Genomic DNA, 19175 nt, shown 5'->3' on the forward strand with positions numbered 1-19175 from the left:
CTTAAAAATAACAGTATGAATAAGAGAAGAGGGTTTTTAAAAACATTAGGTATAGGGTCAGGAGCCGTTGCTCTGGGAGGTCCTATAAGTACTTTATTTGCTGCAAATAACAGCGAGTTCTCCTTTGATGGGGATAACAATACGATTAATAGAGGTGAATTTCTTTTAAAAACGGAAGCTTATGCTAAAGTTACTTACAACGTAGATGTTTGTGTCGTAGGCGGTGGAATGTCTGGTATTTGTGCAGCATTGGCCGCAGCGCGTAACGGTCAAAAAGTACTTTTAATGCAAGATCGTTCACGACTGGGAGGTAATGCCAGTAGTGAGATAAGAATGCATATTTCTGGAGCTAGTCAGCTTAAACAAGTATGGCGAGAAACAGGTATTCTTGAAGAGCTGGTTTTAACAGAAGCGGTAACAAATCCTCAGCGTTCTTATGAAATGTGGGACTTTGTATTGTATGATAAAATAGTTTCTGAACCTAATATAACCCTACTGTTAGATACAGCATTTTACGATGCAGAAGTAAGTAATAATACCATTAAGAAAATATGGGGAATCTGTTCTCCTACCGAAGAAATTTCAGAAATTACCGCTACCTATTTTACAGACTGTACGGGTGATGGTTCACTTGCTGCAAAAACCGGAGCAAAGTGTATGCGGGGTCGCGAGGCAAAATCAACTTTTAATGAGTCATTGGCTGTAGATGTTGCAGATCAAAAAACAATGGGTAACAGTATACTGTTTATGGCACAACCTCATGAGGAAGAGATGCCTTATACACCACCCAGTTGGGCTCGTAAATACACCACTAAGGATTTTGTACATCGTAATATAGGTTCTTATGAGTATGGGTACTGGTGGTTAGAACTTGGTGGAGCTATAGATATAATTAGTGACGGTCAGCAAAACAGGCACGATTTACTGGCAACCTTGTTTGGTGTATGGGATTATATAAAAAATTCGGGTAATCATCCGGAGTCTGCAAACTGGGCATTATCATGGGTTGGTATGATTCCTGGTAAGCGCGAAAGTCGTCGTATTGTAGGTCCTTATATTATGAAACAGCAAGACGTACAGGCAGCCACACTGTTTGAAGATCGAGTAGCTTATGGAGGATGGCCACTTGATGATCATCCGCCGGGAGGAATGGATTCTACAGGTGATGTACCTTATGTTTCTATCCCTTTAAAAGAACCTTATTCGATACCATTTAGATCACTTTTTAGTGCAAATATTGAGAATTTATTATTTGCAGGAAGAAACATTAGTGTATCTCACGTAGCCTTATCATCTACACGTGTTATGGCTACTTGTGCAACTTTAGGGCAGGCAGTAGGTACAGCAATGGCATATTGTTTAAACCATAAATTAACTCCGCATAGCTTAGCAACTACTGCAGAGGAAATGTTTAAATTTCAGCAATTGCTACTTAAGCAAGATCAGGCAATTCTAGGAATACGTAATGAAGATGAAAATGATTTGGCTAAGAATGCTAAAGTAAAAAGCTCTTCTGAAACTCAGGATGGTACTGCTTCAAAAATAATTGACGGGATAAACAGAGATATAGCAGATGGAAAAGTACATCAATGGCGTGCTTCGCTAGAAGGAGGCTCACAGTGGATTGAACTGTCCTGGAAAAAGGCGGTAACGCTTAATCATATTCAGCTTACGTTTGACACAGGTCTTGATAGATTTTTACGCATGTCTCCACAAGATTGGGTATATAATGATCAGGTGCGCGGTCCACAACCCGAAACGATTGCAAGCTATACCATAGAAGCAGAAACCAGCAACGGAGCTAAAAAAATTATAGAGGTAGAAAATAACTTTTTGCGTCTTGCTAGTCACACTTTTGATGACCTTAAGGTAAAGGCATTACGCATTACGGTAAGTAAAACTCATGGAGATAAACTAGCCAGATTATTTGAAGTGCGTTGCTACCGCGAAAACCAGATTTAATAAATATATAGTTAAAATATAAAGCCCTTTAAAATGGAAAATAAACGAAGAAAATTCATGAAGTTAACCTCTATAGGTGCAGTAGGCCTAATGGGAGGAAATATATGGTCTGCAGAAGCTGATTTATCATTGCAAAATTCTAAAAGTTTAAACCCAGGTATTTCCTCTTTTAATATGTCTGGTTTTGCAGCACCTAAAATTGATGAGGTTCGTATAGGTTTTATAGGGCTGGGAATGCGTGGACCTGGAGCGGTAAAGCGCATGAGTTTAATAGAAGGAGTTTCTATAAAAGGCTTATGTGATTTGCGCGAAAAAAGTGTTTTAAAATCTAAAGAATTATTAAAAGATACCAAGCACGAACCTGATCTATATTACGGCAGTGCCTATGCCTGGAAAGAAATGGTAGATCGCGATGATATAGATTTAATATACATCGCTACTCCCTGGGATTGGCATACTCCTATGGCTGTATATGCGATGGAAGCCGGTAAACATGTCGCTGTAGAAGTACCAGCTGCCAAAACAATCGATGAAGCCTGGGAACTGGTAGAAACTTCAGAGCGTACGCAAAAGCATTGTATGATGCTAGAAAACTGTTGCTATGATTTCTTTGAGTTACTAACGCTTAATATGGCGCGTCAAAACTATTTTGGCGATATCATACACGGCGAAGGCGCATATATTCATAACCTGCTCGATCTTAATTTTGATAAAGAAAACGGGTATCAAAACATGTGGCGATTGGAAGAAAACGCTACCCGTAATGGTAATTTATATCCTACACATGGTCTAGGACCTGTATGCCAGATTATGAATATAAATCGGGGTGATCAAATGGATTATCTAAACTCTTTGTCATCGGCAGATTTTGATATGCAGCAACGTGCTAAAAATCGCGCAAAAACAGATCCATTTTTTTCTGATTATGCCAATAAAAATTTTAGAGGCAATATGAATACCACCCTCATAAAGACTAAAAAAGGAAGAAGTATTATGGTGCAACATGATGTGAGTTCGCCAAGGCCATACTCACGTATACATATAATTAGCGGTACAAAGGCATTCGCCCAAAAGTGGCCAACCCCGGGAAAAATTGCGGTAAACGACATCTGGCTTACCGATAAAGAAATGAGTGGAGTAGAAGATAAGTACACACCCGAAATTGTAAAAAAAGTAGGAAAGCTAGCCAAAAAGATTGGAGGACACGGTGGTATGGATTTTATTATGGACTGGCGCCTTATAGATTGTCTTCGTAATGGATTACCGCTCGATCAAGATGTATATGATGCTGCTTTATGGAGCGCTATAGCTCCCCTAAGTGAGTATAGTGTTGCAAATAGATCTAACTCTGTAGATGTACCAGATTTTACACGAGGAAACTGGAAAACTAATGACCCTGTAGATATAGGCTTAAAAGGGGCTGGTAATACATCTGTAAATTATAAATAACAACTTATTTTATATGTTTAAGAATAGTTTTTTATTTGGCTTTTTATTCTTAATCCTGATGGAGTGTAATCCTGGGCTTTATGCTCAGGATACAACTCCTGTAAAACTTCAATTTGAGAATCCAGAAGTATTATTACAATTTGATAAAGATGCAAACAGTAAGATAGCGCTAAGCGATACGCATTATCATTTTGGCAAAAAATCATTGCAATGGGTTTTTAAAAAGTCGAGCTATTTACAAACCCATAATTTTAAAATTTTATCTGAAGCTGAAAGTCCGTTGGCTTATGGAGATTATTTTCCAAACAGCCCTACAGTAGTTTTATCGATTTATAACGAACAAATTCAAGCCGGTAGTTTGCGTATATCTTATGGAGATCAAGCAAATCAAGAAGAAGTTTGGTTTGATATACCGCTTAACTTTACTGGTTGGCGCACCGTATGGGTGCCATTTTATGAAATGCAAGGGAATGCTCCACAACCCAATACTCAAATTAATTTTACCTCTTTTAAAATTCAAGCAATCGATGTAGTTGAAGGACGTGTTTTTCTAGACGATTTGGTGTTCTCTCAATATCAAGATGATCGGTATGCTTATCCAGATTTTTTAGTTCCTTTTATAAAGAAAAATTTCGCCCCCGAGCGGGATCATTGGATGCCGTCTTTAGCCTATTATGACAATATATTAAAATTGCCCGTTAAGAGTTTATCACAATCCAGACAAGCTGAACTTGATACTATTGAAGCGCGTTTACAAGCTCGTTTAAAAAGTGCAGATACACTAGATGATAAATTAGCATATGTTACTCAGGTTTATCAGGAACTAGCGCTTGTAGAAGGAGAAACTATTAAAGGCAGACCTATAACCTTTAGAAATAGTGAGACTTATTTTGACGAAACCCCTAAGTATGATGAGGATTATATTGAGGTGCATAGGTTTGGTCAGATTATGTCACAATTGGCGCAAATTTATAGTGTGTCTGATGCTGTAACTCAAGCTAAAATAGCCGATTATTTTACTACAGCAACACGCTATTTTTTAGATCAGGGATGGCAGGCAGGAGCTTCTGGAGGTACTCGACATCATATAGGTTATAGCCTTGAAGATATTGCTGTAGCTTTTTTTATTATGAGAAAACCTCTTGAAGAAGCGCAGTTACTTAATGAAGTAGGAGCAAGTATGCAATGGGTTTTTAATTTGGGTAAAATCTTGGCAGATGAAAAGGATTTTGTTGCAAATATTGATTACTTCAATACACAGTCATTTTATCATTTAATGATTATTTATATGCGTACAGACCCTGAACAAATAGCCGCATTGCTTGAGCATTATAGTAAGTATATGTCTATCACATTGGCTCAGGATGATGCACATGGAGTTTTTAAGGTAGATGGTACTTCCTGGCATCACGGCGGACATTACCCAGCATATGGTATGGGCGCTTTTAAAAACTTACCAAAAGTATTCAGAACGCTTGCCGGCACGTATTTTCAGATAGGAACTGCAGGTCATAAAAACTTTAAAAAAGCACTTTTAACTACACGTTTATATAGCAATACCTATGATTTTGGATTTGCTAATGCGGGAAGACATCCGCTAGAAGATAACTCCATTAAATTTTTACAACCTCAATTTCTGGATATGGTTTTTTCGGGAAATCCAGAGCATACCGCTAAGGTTGATGCAGATTTTGGCAGTGCTTATTTAAGACTTTGGGGAAATGAAGATGCTAAAAATAAAGAGGTTTTGACAAACCACTATAATTTAAAACCAGAACAGCTACCGGGATATCATACATTACCTTATGCTGCTACGGCGATACATCGTCGCAATACTTGGGCTGCAATACTAAAAGGTTACAGTAAGTATGTATGGGCATCAGAAATTTATATTGCTTCTAATCGATATGGAAGATATCCTGCAAATGGAACCATTCAATTACTATCTGAAAAAGGCGAGGAGCAAAGTGGGTACAGTCAGTTAGGCTGGGATTGGAATCGGTATCCCGGAGCTACGATTATAAATCTTCCGTTAGATAATTTAGAGTCAGATTTATCATTGTTGATGTTTAAATCAAATCAAACTTTTGCAGGAGCAGTACAGCAAGATGATAATGGGATTTTTGCAATGATTCTTGATGAAAGTACGGGGTCTAATGCTGATGGACAACGCGGAGCATATGGATTTTCAGGAAAATTGAAAGCACATAAATCGGTGTTTTCTTTTGGAGAAAAATTAATCTGTATAGGAAGCGATATCTCAAGTGTAGATGCAAATCACGATGTAGAAACGGTATTGTTTCAAAACAACCTTGAGTATGCTACTCAACAGCCTTTTAGCAAATACACAGGTACACTAGATAAATCGCCTATAGATACTCATTGGGAAACCACAAAACAAAGTGACTGGTTGATAGATGCTTTTGGAAATGCTTATCACATACTTTCAGATAACTCGGTACATTTAAAACAAGGTCATCAACAATCATATCATAATAAATATTCAATCAATACAGGGAAAATGAACCCTAAAGGAAATGGGGTTAAAGAAACAGAAGGAGATTATGCCGTTGCCTGGATTAATCATGGTAAAGCACCACAACAAGCAAATTATCAATATGTCATTTATCCTTTTATAAGTAAAGAGCGAATAAAAAGTATACAAACAGGAGCCTTTAAAGATGTTAGTTTTAAAATAAAAAGAGCAGATACTCAGGCACATATTGTTTATGATAAAATCTCACAATCTACCGGATATGCAATTTACGATACGAGTTTATATTTAAAAGAGGAGTTGTTGCAAAAAGTTAGTTTACCATCACTAATACTAATTAAAGAGGTAGATAAAAAAACGCGACAAATTAATATTGTACAGCCCGATCTTAATTTTTATAATAAAACGGGTGATTATACTAATGGATTGAGCCACCCTTTACCTTTAAAATTTAATCTAAAAGGAAAATGGAACATTGTAAATAAAACTAAAGAGGTGTCTATAAAGTACAGTAAGATGAATACCATAGTAGGGGTGAATTCAACACACGGTAAAACATACGATTACATTTTTGTGAAGAACTAGTTACATTAGTATATTGCCAAAAAAGTGATATTTAAAAATTAACTAGTGCGATAACGAATACGTTAAATATAAATTAAATAAAAATTGCAAAAAAATATGTGCTCGAACACATAATTAAAAAATTATTAGTAGATTAGTAAAATATTAACAAAGTAGCTGTTGATATTTTGGGCAAGGAATCAAAATCTACTCTTTATAAACCTTGAGAATACGAAAACAAATACATCAAATAATCTAAAGAAACACGAATACAAATCTAAAATCAATAATTATGAATCAACCTGCAATACGGAATTGTCTCAAAGCAAATTTCTTCAAATTCAAATTTCCTGTTCACTATGTATTAATGGGTCTACTATTGCTTGTTTGCCAAAGTCAAGTATTTGCAGATTCTAAAAAAGATAATTCTCAAAACGAGGTACAATCTTTTTTAATTTCTGGAATTGTGCTCGATAACACTGGGATGCCATTACCTGGAGCAACGGTTATGGAAGTAGGAACTACTTCTGGTACACAAACTGATTTTGACGGAAAATTTAGTTTAAATCTATCAGCTGAAGATGCAGTAATTAAAGTTACCTACGTTGGTTTTTTAGCACAGGAAATACCTGTAAATGGTCAAAAAACTATTTCGGTAAAACTTGAAGAAAATGTATCAAGTCTTGAGGAAGTTGTAGTGGTAGGGTATGGTACTCAATCTAAAAAAGATATTACAGGTTCTATAAGTGTTGTAAAAGGAGATGATATTACTTCTAGAAATGTAACAAATGTATCTAATGCATTACAAGGAGCTATAGCCGGGGTAAGTGTTACTCGAAGCAGCAGTGCACCAGGTGCAGGTAATACAATTAATATACGAGGTATAACCACTTTACAAGGAGACAGTTCGCCTTTAATTTTAGTTGATGATGTGCCGGTAGACAATATTAATGATGTAAATCCAGATCAGATAGAAAGTATCTCTGTATTAAAAGATGGTGCTTCATCTGCAATGTATGGGTCGCGTGCTGCTGCTGGTGTAATTATTATCACTACAAAGCGTGGTAAAGAAGGTATTTATAAGGTTTCTTATAATGGAGAATTTATAATGAATACACCTACCGAAAACCGTAAAAATGTAGGGGTTACCCGTTATTTTGAAATGGATAACGAAAAAGCTTGGAATGATAACGGAAACACCGGAGTAGAAGATCCAACCTGGGCTGCAGATTTTATTGCAAATTATGATGCAAATCATCTTGCAAATCCAGATCAATATCCAGATACAAACTGGAAAGATCTTATCTTAAATGATGCTTCTTATGGTTACCGACACAATATTGCAGTAAGTGGTGGTTCAGAAAAAATTAAGTCTAGTCTTACTATGGGGTATGAGTATCAAGATGCTTTGTATGATCACAGCAACTGGAGACGCTATACCGCACGTTTAAATAATGATATTAAGATTTCAGAAAAAATAGGTGCAAATGTAGATTTTGCTGTAAAGCTTACTACAAATAATAATCCTGTTATAGATCCTACCGATCTGGCTTTAAATTCTGGTCCAAATTATCCGGCTGTATGGGAATATGGAAGACTTGCCGGTGGTAAATCTGGCGAAAATGCATATGCCGTTTTACAAAGTGGAGGTTTTCAAACGAGTAAATCGTATTTGTTTTATGGTAAAGTTGGAGCATATTATAAGCCTACAGATTATTTAAAATTATCGGTGAATGTTGCGCCAAACTTCAACTTTAATAAATACAAATTCTTCAATAAAGCGATTCCTTATTATGATTTTGATGATCCTAATCAAACTGGAGTACCTGCTTATATTTCCGGACACAATGCAAGTCAAAATTACTTACTGGAAAACAGAACAAACGACAACACTTTAACAACGCAAGCGCTTATTAATTATGATAAAGATTTTGGTAAGCATTCATTAAGTGGAGTTTTGGGTTACGAGGAATTTGATGCAGATTATGAAACTTTAAGTGTGCGAGGTAATCAATTTGTAAGTGCAGATTATCCTTATTTAAGCCAGGCGCCTATAGACGGAGTTTTTGATAACGGTTCTACAATTTCAGAGAATGCCTATATCTCATACTTCGGAAGAATGGCTTACAATTATAATGATACATATTATTTACAAGCAAATGTAAGACGTGATGGCTCATCAAGATTTGGTAAAGATTACCGTTGGGGTTCTTTCCCCTCTGTTTCTGCAGGATGGGTACTATCAAACGAAAAATTTATGAGTCCGTTAAGTGAGACTATTTCTTTTCTTAAACTACGTGGTTCTTATGGTTCACTAGGTAATGATCGTCTAGGTAATTACTTATACTTATCTGTGTTGCAGTTTAGTAACGCATTAATTGCAAACGGAAGCAATGCAGAAGCTGTACGTTCTGCAGCACAGCGTTTTCTTGCAGTTGAAGATGTGACTTGGGAAACGACTATTTCAAAAAACATTGGTCTAGACCTGTCGATGTTTAATAATTCACTTTCTATTACAGCAGATTATTTTATAAAGGATACAGATGATATGTTACTTAATTTAAGTATTCCTTCATTAATAGGTTATGAAGATCCTACTGTTAATGTGGGTAGTATGAATACAAAAGGTTGGGAACTTGCACTTTCTTATAAAAATGCAATAGGAGATTTACAATATTCAGTTTCTGCTAATGTATTTGATTCTAAATCTATTGTAGGAGACATTAACGGAAAACGTTTAATATCTGGTAATGTAATTTCAGAAGAAGGACAAGAGTTTAGAACGTGGTACGGTTATGTATCTGATGGTATTTATCAAACCCAAGAAGAAGTAGATAACTCTGCTGTTACCAGTGAGTCAGTACGACCAGGTGATGTACGCTATAAAGATATAAGTGGTCCAGACGGTGTGCCAGATGGAGTTATTAATGAGCTTGACAAACAGTATCTGGGAGGTTCTTTGCCACGCTATCAATACGGAGGTACTTTAAATCTTAAATACAAAAATTTTGATTTTGGTTTAACAGTACAAGGTGTAGGAAAACAAAGTTTTTATTTGGCTCAAAATTACATACGTCCATTTTTATATAACTGGCAGGCTGTAAATACAATCTATGACGGTAATTATTATAGCGAGTATAATACCGCAGCGCAAAATGCAAATGCTACATACCCTAGATTATCAGAAAGTTCTTCTAGTAACAACTATCGTTTTTCTGATTTCTGGCTTAAAAATGGCGCCTATACACGTATAAAGAATATCACACTGGGTTATACTTTACCAGGCAGTGCAATACCTAATGCACCATTTACAAGCTTACGCATATTTGCTTCAGGAAATGACTTTTTTACGTTTGACAGCCTTCCAGACGGTATAGACCCAGAACAACAAAGCGGGTACTTAATTACCAAATCATTCATTTTAGGCTTAAAAGCTAACTTCTAAAAATTACAGAGATGAGAAAATATATATTCAATACCTATTATACATTTTTAATATTAGGAGGTTTGCTTCTTAACTCCTGTACCGAGTTAGATCTTGTACAGCAGGATGCAGCAAGTTCGGCTACCTGGTATCAAAGCAAAGATCAATTTAGACAATCACTTAATGAGGGGTACCGAGAGGTTTTCTGGCCACTAGATGAGGTTTATGAAGGGATGGATGATGACTGGCAACGCCGTGATGTACTCAATGCTGTAAAAGCAGGAAATATATCTTCAGAGTATGCAAAGTCTAATACAGACTGGTCTAACCTATACAAAGGGATTGCTCGTGTACTTAAAGTTGTAAATCAACTGGAAAATCAAACCGTTCTTAATGAGGTTGAGGCTAGTCAATTTATGGGAGAAGCAAACTTTTTAAGGGCTTCTTTTTATAGCTATTTGATCACCCATTTTGGCGATGTGCCTTTTTATGAAGAAGAGCTTACAGTAGATGAGTCTTTTGTAGTAGAACGTACATCAAAAGAGACTATAAAGCAAAAGCTTTATGAATATTATGATAATGCAGCTGCAAATTTGCCGGTCTCTTATAATGGATTAAAATATGCTACTAAAGGTGCAGCTTATGCAATGAAAGCTCGTCTAGCATTGTATATGGGTGATTATGAAATTGCAGCTGCAGCTGCACAAAATTGTATGGATCTTAATGAATATGAATTGTATCCCAATTATGCAGAGCTTTTTGCTCCTACTACAAAAAATTCGGTAGAAACCATATTCCATATTCCTCGTAATACCGATTTAAATATCATTAGAAATGACAATGTACGTGACTTTTTACCACGTAATCACGGGGGATATGCTGGTCGTAATCCTACTTGGGAACTTCTTGCTTCGTATGAATGTACAGATGGGTTGCCTATAGATGAGTCTCCGTTATTCGATCCGCAAAATCCTTTTAAAAACCGTGATCCAAGATTATTAGCTACGATAGCTCCTTTTGGCTCACTAGAAGATGGAGATGGTCTTGCGCCAGACTCAGGGTCAAACTTTATGGATATCGAGTACAACCCTCATCCTGAAGCAAAACTAGTGCGCGATTATGAGAATAATGTAGATGTGCGTAATCAAGATACTCGTTCAGTAGGTGCATTTGCGGCCTTTAACGGTCTTGTGTTTAAAAAAGGAGTTACCAAAGACTGGAAAGATTACAGAACAGATCCAGACCTAATTATTGTACGCTATGCAGATGTATTGCTTATGTATGCAGAAGCAAAAATTGAACTTAACCAGATAAATCAATCGGTGCTAAATGCTTTAAATGCTGTAAGAGACAGAGCCTATGCAAACTCATCATTTGTAAATCCAGAAATTACAACGACAAATCAAGAAGAGTTGCGTTATAAAGTGCGTAATGAACGTAGAGCAGAACTAGCTTTTGAGGGACGTCGCTATATGGATTTAATACGATGGAAACTAGCAGAAAAAGCTCTTACAGGCTTTACTTATGGCTTGCTAAATGTTACTGCAGATGCAAATACAGATGTTGCTCCTAGCGGTCCGTTAATGAGTGACCTGGTAGATAAAGATTTATGGTTCTGGGGTGAAACACCAGAAATAGATGAAGATGGCTTACCGGATTTCACAGGACTTCTTAACGCAGGATATTGCCGTACACTCAATGTAATTACATTCCCTGAGCGTCAATATTTATTTCCAATTCCCGAAGAAGATCGTTTGTTAAATCCAAATCTAACTCAAAATTCAGGATACTAATCATTGTCAGTTAAGCTGATAGTACAATCTCTTAATTAAAAAAATCATCTATGATAACTTTTTGTATTGCAATAGTAATCTTGGTGATAAGTTATTTTACCTATGGCAAACTTGTAGAACGCATTTTTGATATAGATACAAATGCAGCTACTCCTGCTGTAACATTAAGAGATGATGTTGACTATATGCCCTTACCCAGATGGCGTATATTTATAATACAATTTCTAAATATTGCTGGTTTAGGCCCCATTTTTGGGGCCATAGCTGGCGCTATGTACGGTCCGTCTGCCTTTTTATGGATTGTACTGGGTAGTGTTTTTGCAGGTGGCGTGCACGATTATTTTTCGGGAATGCTGTCTTTGCGTAATAAGGGTTTAAGCATTAGCGAAGTCGTTGGAGTTTATCTGGGAGCTAAAAGTAAATACCTGGTAAGAATATTTTCATTCATTCTTCTAATTTTTGTGGGTACTGTATTTGTAGTTGGTCCTGCAAAAATTATAGATGGGATGACTGCCCATGCACTGGGAATACAAATGTGGATAGGCATCATTTTAGCCTATTATATAATTTCTACCATTCTTCCCATAAATAAAATTATCAGTAAGATTTACCCACTCTTTGGAGTTGCTATGGTTCTTATGGCGTTAGGACTCTTTGGCGCACTACTTATTAATGATTATTCTATTCCTGAGCTGACCTTATCTGGATTTAAAAATGGGACGTTGCATCCCGAAGATACGCCTATATTTCCCATGCTTTTTATAACTATTAGTTGTGGGGCTATTTCAGGTTTTCATGCTACGCAATCTCCATTAATGGCGCGGTGTATGACTAATGAAAAACAAGGAAGAAGCGTTTTTTACGGTACGATGATTACCGAAGGTATTGTTGCTTTAATATGGGCAGCTGCAGCAATGGTCGTATTTAGAGGAGTACCGGGATTAAACGAGGCGATGTATGCAAATGATAACAATGCAGCCTGGGCGGCAAATGAGATTACCCGGAATTTACTGGGTAAATATGGTGGATTTTTAGCACTTATCGGTATCGTTATAGCTCCTATAACATCTGGTGATACAGCTTTTAGATCTGCACGGTTAATTCTTGCCGACACATTTAAGTTTGATCAAAAAAAGGTAAAAAACCGACTGTTATTGAGCCTTGGGATTTTCGCAATTGCGATACTCTTAACGCAAGTAAACTTTGATGTGATATGGCGCTATTTTGCCTGGAGTAATCAGACGCTGGCAACGATGGTGCTCTGGATGATTACCATCTACCTGGCACAATGCAAAAAAAACTATTTGTTTGTATTTATCCCCTCAGTTTTTATGACACTTGTATGCAGTAGCTATATTCTACTAGCTCCCGAAGGGTTACAGCTAGACAATACACTTTCTTACATTTTGGGAACCTCTTTCACCCTAATAATAGCAATCCTGGCGTTGCGAAAAATAAATACCTATAAACATCTTTAATAGATAATGCTATGATAAATTTTAACAAGATTACTACCGCTATACGATATGGTGTTTTTATACTTATAAGTATACTTTTCTATAGCTGTAATTCTAATGAATATGATACCTATAAGTCCCTCAAATTAGAAGAGGATGCCTATGCAATTATTCCTGCTCCTCAACAAATAACACCACAGCAGGGTGCTTTTATCTTAGATGAGAATACCGTGATCGAGGCAGCTGCATCAGCAACGAATGAGGCAAATTATCTAGTAGAAATTATTTATAATACTGCCGCACTTTCTATTACACCTGCTAAGGATGTAGAAAATAATAAACATCGTATTGTATTGGCACTTTCAGAAGAGGTTAGCGAAGAAGAAGGTTATATACTAGTAGTAAATTATGATACTATTTCGCTTAAAGCGAAAACTACAAAAGGACTCTTTTATGGGGTAGAAACACTACGTCAACTCCTACTAGAAAAAGAAATAGACGGTAACAAGCACCAACTTATTCCGGCAGTAAAAATTACCGATGCCCCACGTTTTGCTTATCGCGGAATGATGCTAGATACGGGACGGTATTTTTATGATGTAGCTTTTGTAAAACAATTTATTGATCTAATTGCTTTACATAAAATGAATACGTTTCACTGGCACTTAACCGAAGATCAAGGCTGGCGAATTGAGATTAAAAAGTACCCAAAACTTACCGAAGTAGGTGCGTGGCGTAATGGTACCGAAATAGGTAGAACACCCGGTGAAGAAAGCGATAATATTAAGCACGGTGGTTTTTATACGCAGGAGCAAATAAAAGAAGTTGTACACTATGCAGCACAACGACATATTACAATTATCCCTGAGATAGATATGCCGGGTCATAATGGAGCAGCAATTGCATCTTATCCGTTTTTAAGTTGCTTTCCTGAAGAGAAAACTAAAATGAACGACAATATAATTTCTGAGAAAACCAAAGAAAAAATGGATGCAGGAGTTCATAAAGTGGTACAGGAATCGTGGGGAATAAAATCGGATGTGCTATGCGCAGGCAAGGAAAGCACCTATACATTTTACGAAAATGTGCTAAGCGAAGTAATGGAGTTGTTTCCGTCTGTTTATATACATATAGGTGGTGATGAGTGTTTAAAAGATAATTGGAAACGCTGTTCAGATTGTCAGCAAAAAATTAAACAATTAGAGCTCGAAGACGAAGAAGGTTTACAAAGTCACTTCATTCATCATATGGAGGCTTTTTTAAATAAAAAAGGAAAGAAGATTATAGGTTGGGACGAAATTCTCGAAGGTGGGTTAGCACCTAATGCTACGGTTATGTCTTGGCGTGGAGTGACTGGTGGCATAGAAGCAGCAAAACTAGGTCAGGACGTTATTATGACACCCCGAGAGCCCTATTATTTTGATTATTATCAAGTAAACGATACCATAAACGAACCTTTAACAATAGGAGGAAGAGGTCCTAATACGGTTAAAGATGTATACACTTTTGAACCTATCCCAGCCGAACTGTCAGAAGAGGAGCAAAAAAATATTTTGGGCATTCAGGCCAATTTATGGACTGAATATATAAGTACTCCAGATTATGCAGAATACATGTTATTACCTAGAATGACTGCGTTATCTGAGGTTGCATGGTCACCTAAAGACCAAGAGAAAAATTATGAAGAGTTTTTAACTCGCCTAACTAAGTTTAAGAAAAACTATGAATCGCGTGAGCTTAATTACGCAAAACATGTTTTTAATTAAGTAATTAAACCTTTCAACGCGCTCAATTTTAATTTATGAAGGTATAATCAGCATCCTATAAAATCATCATTATGTACAAAAAAACTATTTATTATCTACTGTTTTCTGTGGTTACTAGTTTGTGTTGCACAACCGGTTTAACTGCTCAGGAAACACCTCAAATCTGGAAAAAATACATTGGAGAAATCAATGATTCAGAAGTTCCGGATTTGCCAAACTATAGTTATGCAGGCTATAAACTGGGAGAAGAAGCCATACCAGACAGCAATGCTCCTGTATATGATGTTACCGATTATGGTGCAATTGCAAATGATTATTTATCTGATGTAGCTGCTATTAAAGCAGCAATTACTGCTGCAGAAAATTCTGGGGGTGGGGTTGTGTTTTTTCCTAAAGGTGAATTTATTGTCAATGCCACTGCTGGCAATGATGCGTCAATAGTAATTGGTGGTTCGCACATTGTTTTAAAGGGCAGTGGCTCAGGACAAGGAGGCACGGTAATTACAATGCAAAATGTAATGGCTCAAGAGCCGGGAATGACAGGTGAATGGGAGTGTAATCCCATGTTTCAATTTGTAACTCCGGAAAATGCTTCAGCTCCTGCTAACCTTACTGCAGACAGTGATAAAGGAACTAATTATGTAACTGTAGATGATGTAAGTGTATTAAATGGTTATAAGTATGTGCGCCTGTATATGGCTCCTAATACAGCCGCCAATAATCTGTATCTTGACGGTAAAACCCCGTTAAATAGTATATGGACGAGTATTAATCAAACCGGAGTAGAAGCAAAAGAGTTTCACGAGATAGATCATATCACAGGAAACAAAGTTTATTTTAAAGATGAATTTATAAATGATATAAAATTTGCTCACGGGTGGACGATTGAGGGGTGGAATATGATTGAAGAATCGGGTTTTGAAGACATACACTTTAAAGCCAAATTTAGAGGTCCGTTTGTTCATCATAAAAACTATGAACACGATGCAGGATGGCGAGTTATTCGCCTTACAAATACTGCACACAGTTGGGTGAGACGTTCTCGGTTTTCAAATGTGTCATTAATTGCATCTACGGTAGATTGTTATGCGTTATCTTTTGTTGAGCTGCTTCTAGATGGTAATAGAGGACACAGTACCGTAGATATAGCTAAAGCATCCAGAACTTTAGCCGGTCTTATCTGGGACAATACTAATAATGGACAATTTCATGGGATTAATATGTCTGGTGCTACTACCGGGTCTGTTGCCTGGCGAGTAGAGTCTATTTATGGTAGAGGTATCGATTTTCACGGCAGTTTTCCCAGATCTAACCTTTTTGATGTATATCAAGAATATAATGTCGTAGGTAATGGTGGTTCTACAGCATATCTGCCTAACCATCTGGGGGGATTAACACTTTGGAATCTCAGCAAAGAGGGTCCGGCTGTAACCGATTACGATTTTTGGATGTTTTGTAATTATTGTGCTGCAGTGGTTGCAAATCCTATAATAGTAGGGTTTCATAGGACTGAAACTACTTTTTTGCAAGACAATATAAAATATGAAGAAAGTAACGGTACAAAGGTCTTTCCAGAGTCTTTATATGAGGCACAATTAGAACACCGATTAGATACAAAACCAGCCTGGATTGATGCTGCAATTTTAGAATTTGAAGAATTAAAAGAACAGTGGTATCCCAGTGTAGGAGAATCAGATTATACAGAAACTATAAATAATTTGGTTTTAAATGGATGGGGAAGTGAGACCTACACAGGAGATAATGGTTTTGTATGGAATGTAAATGCAAAAGGAGTAACTGATTATATAGATGCATCAAAAGAAGTTTATTTTCAAAAAGGGGTTACCGGTATAACTTCAAATTCTATTAGTGGAGGTATAAACTCATTTTCTATTGAATGTAAAAATCTTTGGGACATCACCGAAGAGCGTAAAGTAGAATTACTTGTAAATGGTGAAATTGTGGGAGCTATGCAACATACAGGAGAGCGTACTTATATTTTTAAAGTTAATGATATTAATATAGAGGGAGATGTTGTAATCGCTATTAGAAATGCAAGCACCCCCGAACCTGGACAGGATTTTAGAAAATTAGCTATTGCATTTGATAACATTAACTGGACTAGGAATACATCTCTTCCTATTGCTGATAAAAACTACGTGAAGGCTAGTTTATATCCCAATCCTTCAGACAACGGAATTTACACGTTAACTGTAAAAGAACTTGCAATTGCAAAAATTCATGATTTACAAGGACGATTTATTAAGCAATCAATACCATTAAATACGGGTGATAATACACTAGATATATCAAATGTAGATACAGGTATCTACCTGCTTACATTAACTACTAATTCTGGGGTAACTACCAGTTTAAAGTTGATACGGAACTGATTAACTTAAAAATAATGAGGCCCTTTTATTTGTGGAAAGTTTTCAGCTTAAATTAAGTTCAGATAATATTTGTAAGTAAAAGTTAATTCTTTTAGTTTATGTAGGAAAGCATCAATAATTCGCAACTAGAATAAAAAGCTCTTTATGCTTATAGGGGAGGGACGTATTACTTGTTATGAAATCAAAGTTGAGAACTAAACCTTTCTGGGATTATTTGACTTCAATAATACTGTCGTTAGAGGCTTAGATTATTTTTTATATTTTTATACTACCAAAGACGATCAAAATAGATCATTTTGAATGTTCTTTTAAGTATAGTGAATTGTTCGGTGAATAAAATGTTTTTTTATCGGTTAGATACAGGAAATACAGGGATTAAGGGGTTTTCTAAATTACCTGCCACCCCGACTTTTTAACATATTAAAATATGTTATTCAAAAGGGTAATTATATGATAAACATATAGTTATCCTTTTTTTTGTGCTTCAATTTAACACAATTAACCATATTTAAATCGTGAGCTCATCGTGAGTTTTAGATACAAATCGTGAGTTAATCGTGAGTTCATTTTTTGTATATTACGTATTGAATTTGCTTTTCAGCAAATAAGGTAGTTTGACTTTCGTATTTAATCATTGTTTCATTTAAACAGTATACTACGATGCGTACTACTCAAACATTCTCTATCTCTTTTTTCATTCGAAAAAAGAAAAACCAGCCAGATCAAGCCCTTATTTACACGCGTATTACCGTAAATGGTAAATCAAAAGAAGTTAGCCTAAAACGAGCCCTACATACAGAAAAGTGGAATCAGACTGCTTGCAAAATGATAGGAACGAGTATTGAATCACAACAGGTAAATCGTAAAATCGATGATGTTCGTTCTAAATTGTATAATATCTATGAAGAGCTATTACGGGATGAGCAAATTATAGATGCTGAAATCATAAAGAATAGATTTCTAGGTATTGACAAAACTCATAATACCCTCATTTCTCTCTTGGATTATCATAATCTTAATATGAAGAGCGTATTAAAGTATGGGACTCTTAAAAATTATAACACTACAGAAAGTTACTTAAAGGAATATCTAAAAAGTAGTCTGAAAGTTTCAGACTTATATCTAAAACATATCGATTATGAATTTACACTAGGCTTTGAAAGGTTCTTAAGAGCTAAAGCTTCTTTAAATAATAATGGAGTAATGAAGCATATGGAGCGTTTTAAAAAAGTAATGCGGTTAGCTGTAGATTTGGATTGGATTGAAAAGAATCCGACTTTACGGTTTAAACTTCGCTTTGATAAGGTAGATATGATTTATCTCAACAAGCAAGACTTGAGTAAGTTGAAAAATGCAACTTTTAATAAAGTAACACACACCACCACTAGAGACATTTTTGTATTTGCCTGCTACACAGGTTTAGCCTTTGCAGATACAAAATCATTAAAAAAGGATAATTTACAAATAGGTATAGATGGTAAAAAGTGGATTTATACCCGACGATTAAAAACTAATACTCAAGTAAGAATACCGCTCTTGAATGAGGCTGAGATCATTTTAGATTTCTATAAAAATCATCCAAGAGTTATTCATAGTGATTTACTATTACCCGTCTATTCTAATCAGAAAATAAATCAATATTTGAAAGAGATAGCTATTAAACTAAAAATCAAAAAGAAACTAAGTTTTCATACGGCCAGGCACACTTTTGCAACGACAGTAACTCTGGCAAATGGAGTTCCAATAGAAACGGTTTCTAAAATCTTAGGGCATCACAAAATAGCTACAACACAGATTTATGCCAGAGTCATAGATTCTAAAATTTCAAATGATATAGATGTATTGAGGGAAAAGTTGGGATAATAAGATTTTA

Annotated in this window: 9 protein-coding genes; all 9 read left to right on the forward strand. The window is 36.0% G+C overall.

All coding sequences use genetic code 11. From position 1 onward, the window contains the following. The first annotated feature begins 15 nt into the window (after window positions 1–15). Window positions 16–1962 (forward strand): FAD-dependent oxidoreductase, encoded by a 1947-nt coding sequence (locus BUB91_RS19750; RefSeq protein WP_073101040.1) that lies wholly within the window; start codon window positions 16–18, stop codon window positions 1960–1962. A gap of 33 nt (window positions 1963–1995) precedes the next feature. Then, window positions 1996–3411 (forward strand): Gfo/Idh/MocA family protein, encoded by a 1416-nt coding sequence (locus BUB91_RS19755; protein WP_073101042.1) that lies wholly within the window; start codon window positions 1996–1998, stop codon window positions 3409–3411. 13 nt (window positions 3412–3424) lie between these two features. After that, window positions 3425–6490, forward strand: a complete 3066-nt coding sequence (locus BUB91_RS19760) for a chondroitinase family polysaccharide lyase (protein ID WP_073101045.1) — start codon at window positions 3425–3427, stop codon at window positions 6488–6490. A 271-nt stretch (window positions 6491–6761) separates the two neighbouring features. After that, window positions 6762–9914, forward strand: coding sequence for a SusC/RagA family TonB-linked outer membrane protein (locus BUB91_RS19765; protein WP_083558073.1), 3153 nt, complete (start codon window positions 6762–6764; stop codon window positions 9912–9914). An 11-nt stretch (window positions 9915–9925) separates the two neighbouring features. Continuing rightward, on the forward strand, window positions 9926–11686 hold the full coding sequence (locus BUB91_RS19770; RefSeq protein WP_073101047.1) for a RagB/SusD family nutrient uptake outer membrane protein: 1761 nt from the start codon (window positions 9926–9928) through the stop codon (window positions 11684–11686). A gap of 50 nt (window positions 11687–11736) precedes the next feature. Continuing rightward, window positions 11737–13164, forward strand: a complete 1428-nt coding sequence (locus BUB91_RS19775) for a carbon starvation CstA family protein (RefSeq protein ID WP_073101049.1) — start codon at window positions 11737–11739, stop codon at window positions 13162–13164. 11 nt (window positions 13165–13175) lie between these two features. Next, a complete protein-coding gene (locus BUB91_RS19780) occupies window positions 13176–14909 on the forward strand; it encodes a beta-N-acetylhexosaminidase (RefSeq protein ID WP_073101051.1) in 1734 nt (577 codons plus the stop codon). Between the two features lie 71 nt (window positions 14910–14980). Beyond that, window positions 14981–17302: a DUF4955 domain-containing protein gene (locus BUB91_RS19785; protein WP_073101053.1), complete on the forward strand. Its 2322-nt coding sequence runs from the start codon at window positions 14981–14983 to the stop codon at window positions 17300–17302. A 660-nt stretch (window positions 17303–17962) separates the two neighbouring features. Beyond that, window positions 17963–19165 carry a site-specific integrase gene (locus BUB91_RS19790; protein WP_073101056.1) on the forward strand — a complete coding sequence of 401 codons (1203 nt, stop codon included), beginning with the start codon at window positions 17963–17965 and terminating at the stop codon, window positions 19163–19165. Window positions 19166–19175 lie beyond the last annotated feature (10 nt).

This window comes from Leeuwenhoekiella marinoflava DSM 3653 (assembly GCF_900129005.1).
Classification (GTDB): domain Bacteria; phylum Bacteroidota; class Bacteroidia; order Flavobacteriales; family Flavobacteriaceae; genus Leeuwenhoekiella; species Leeuwenhoekiella marinoflava.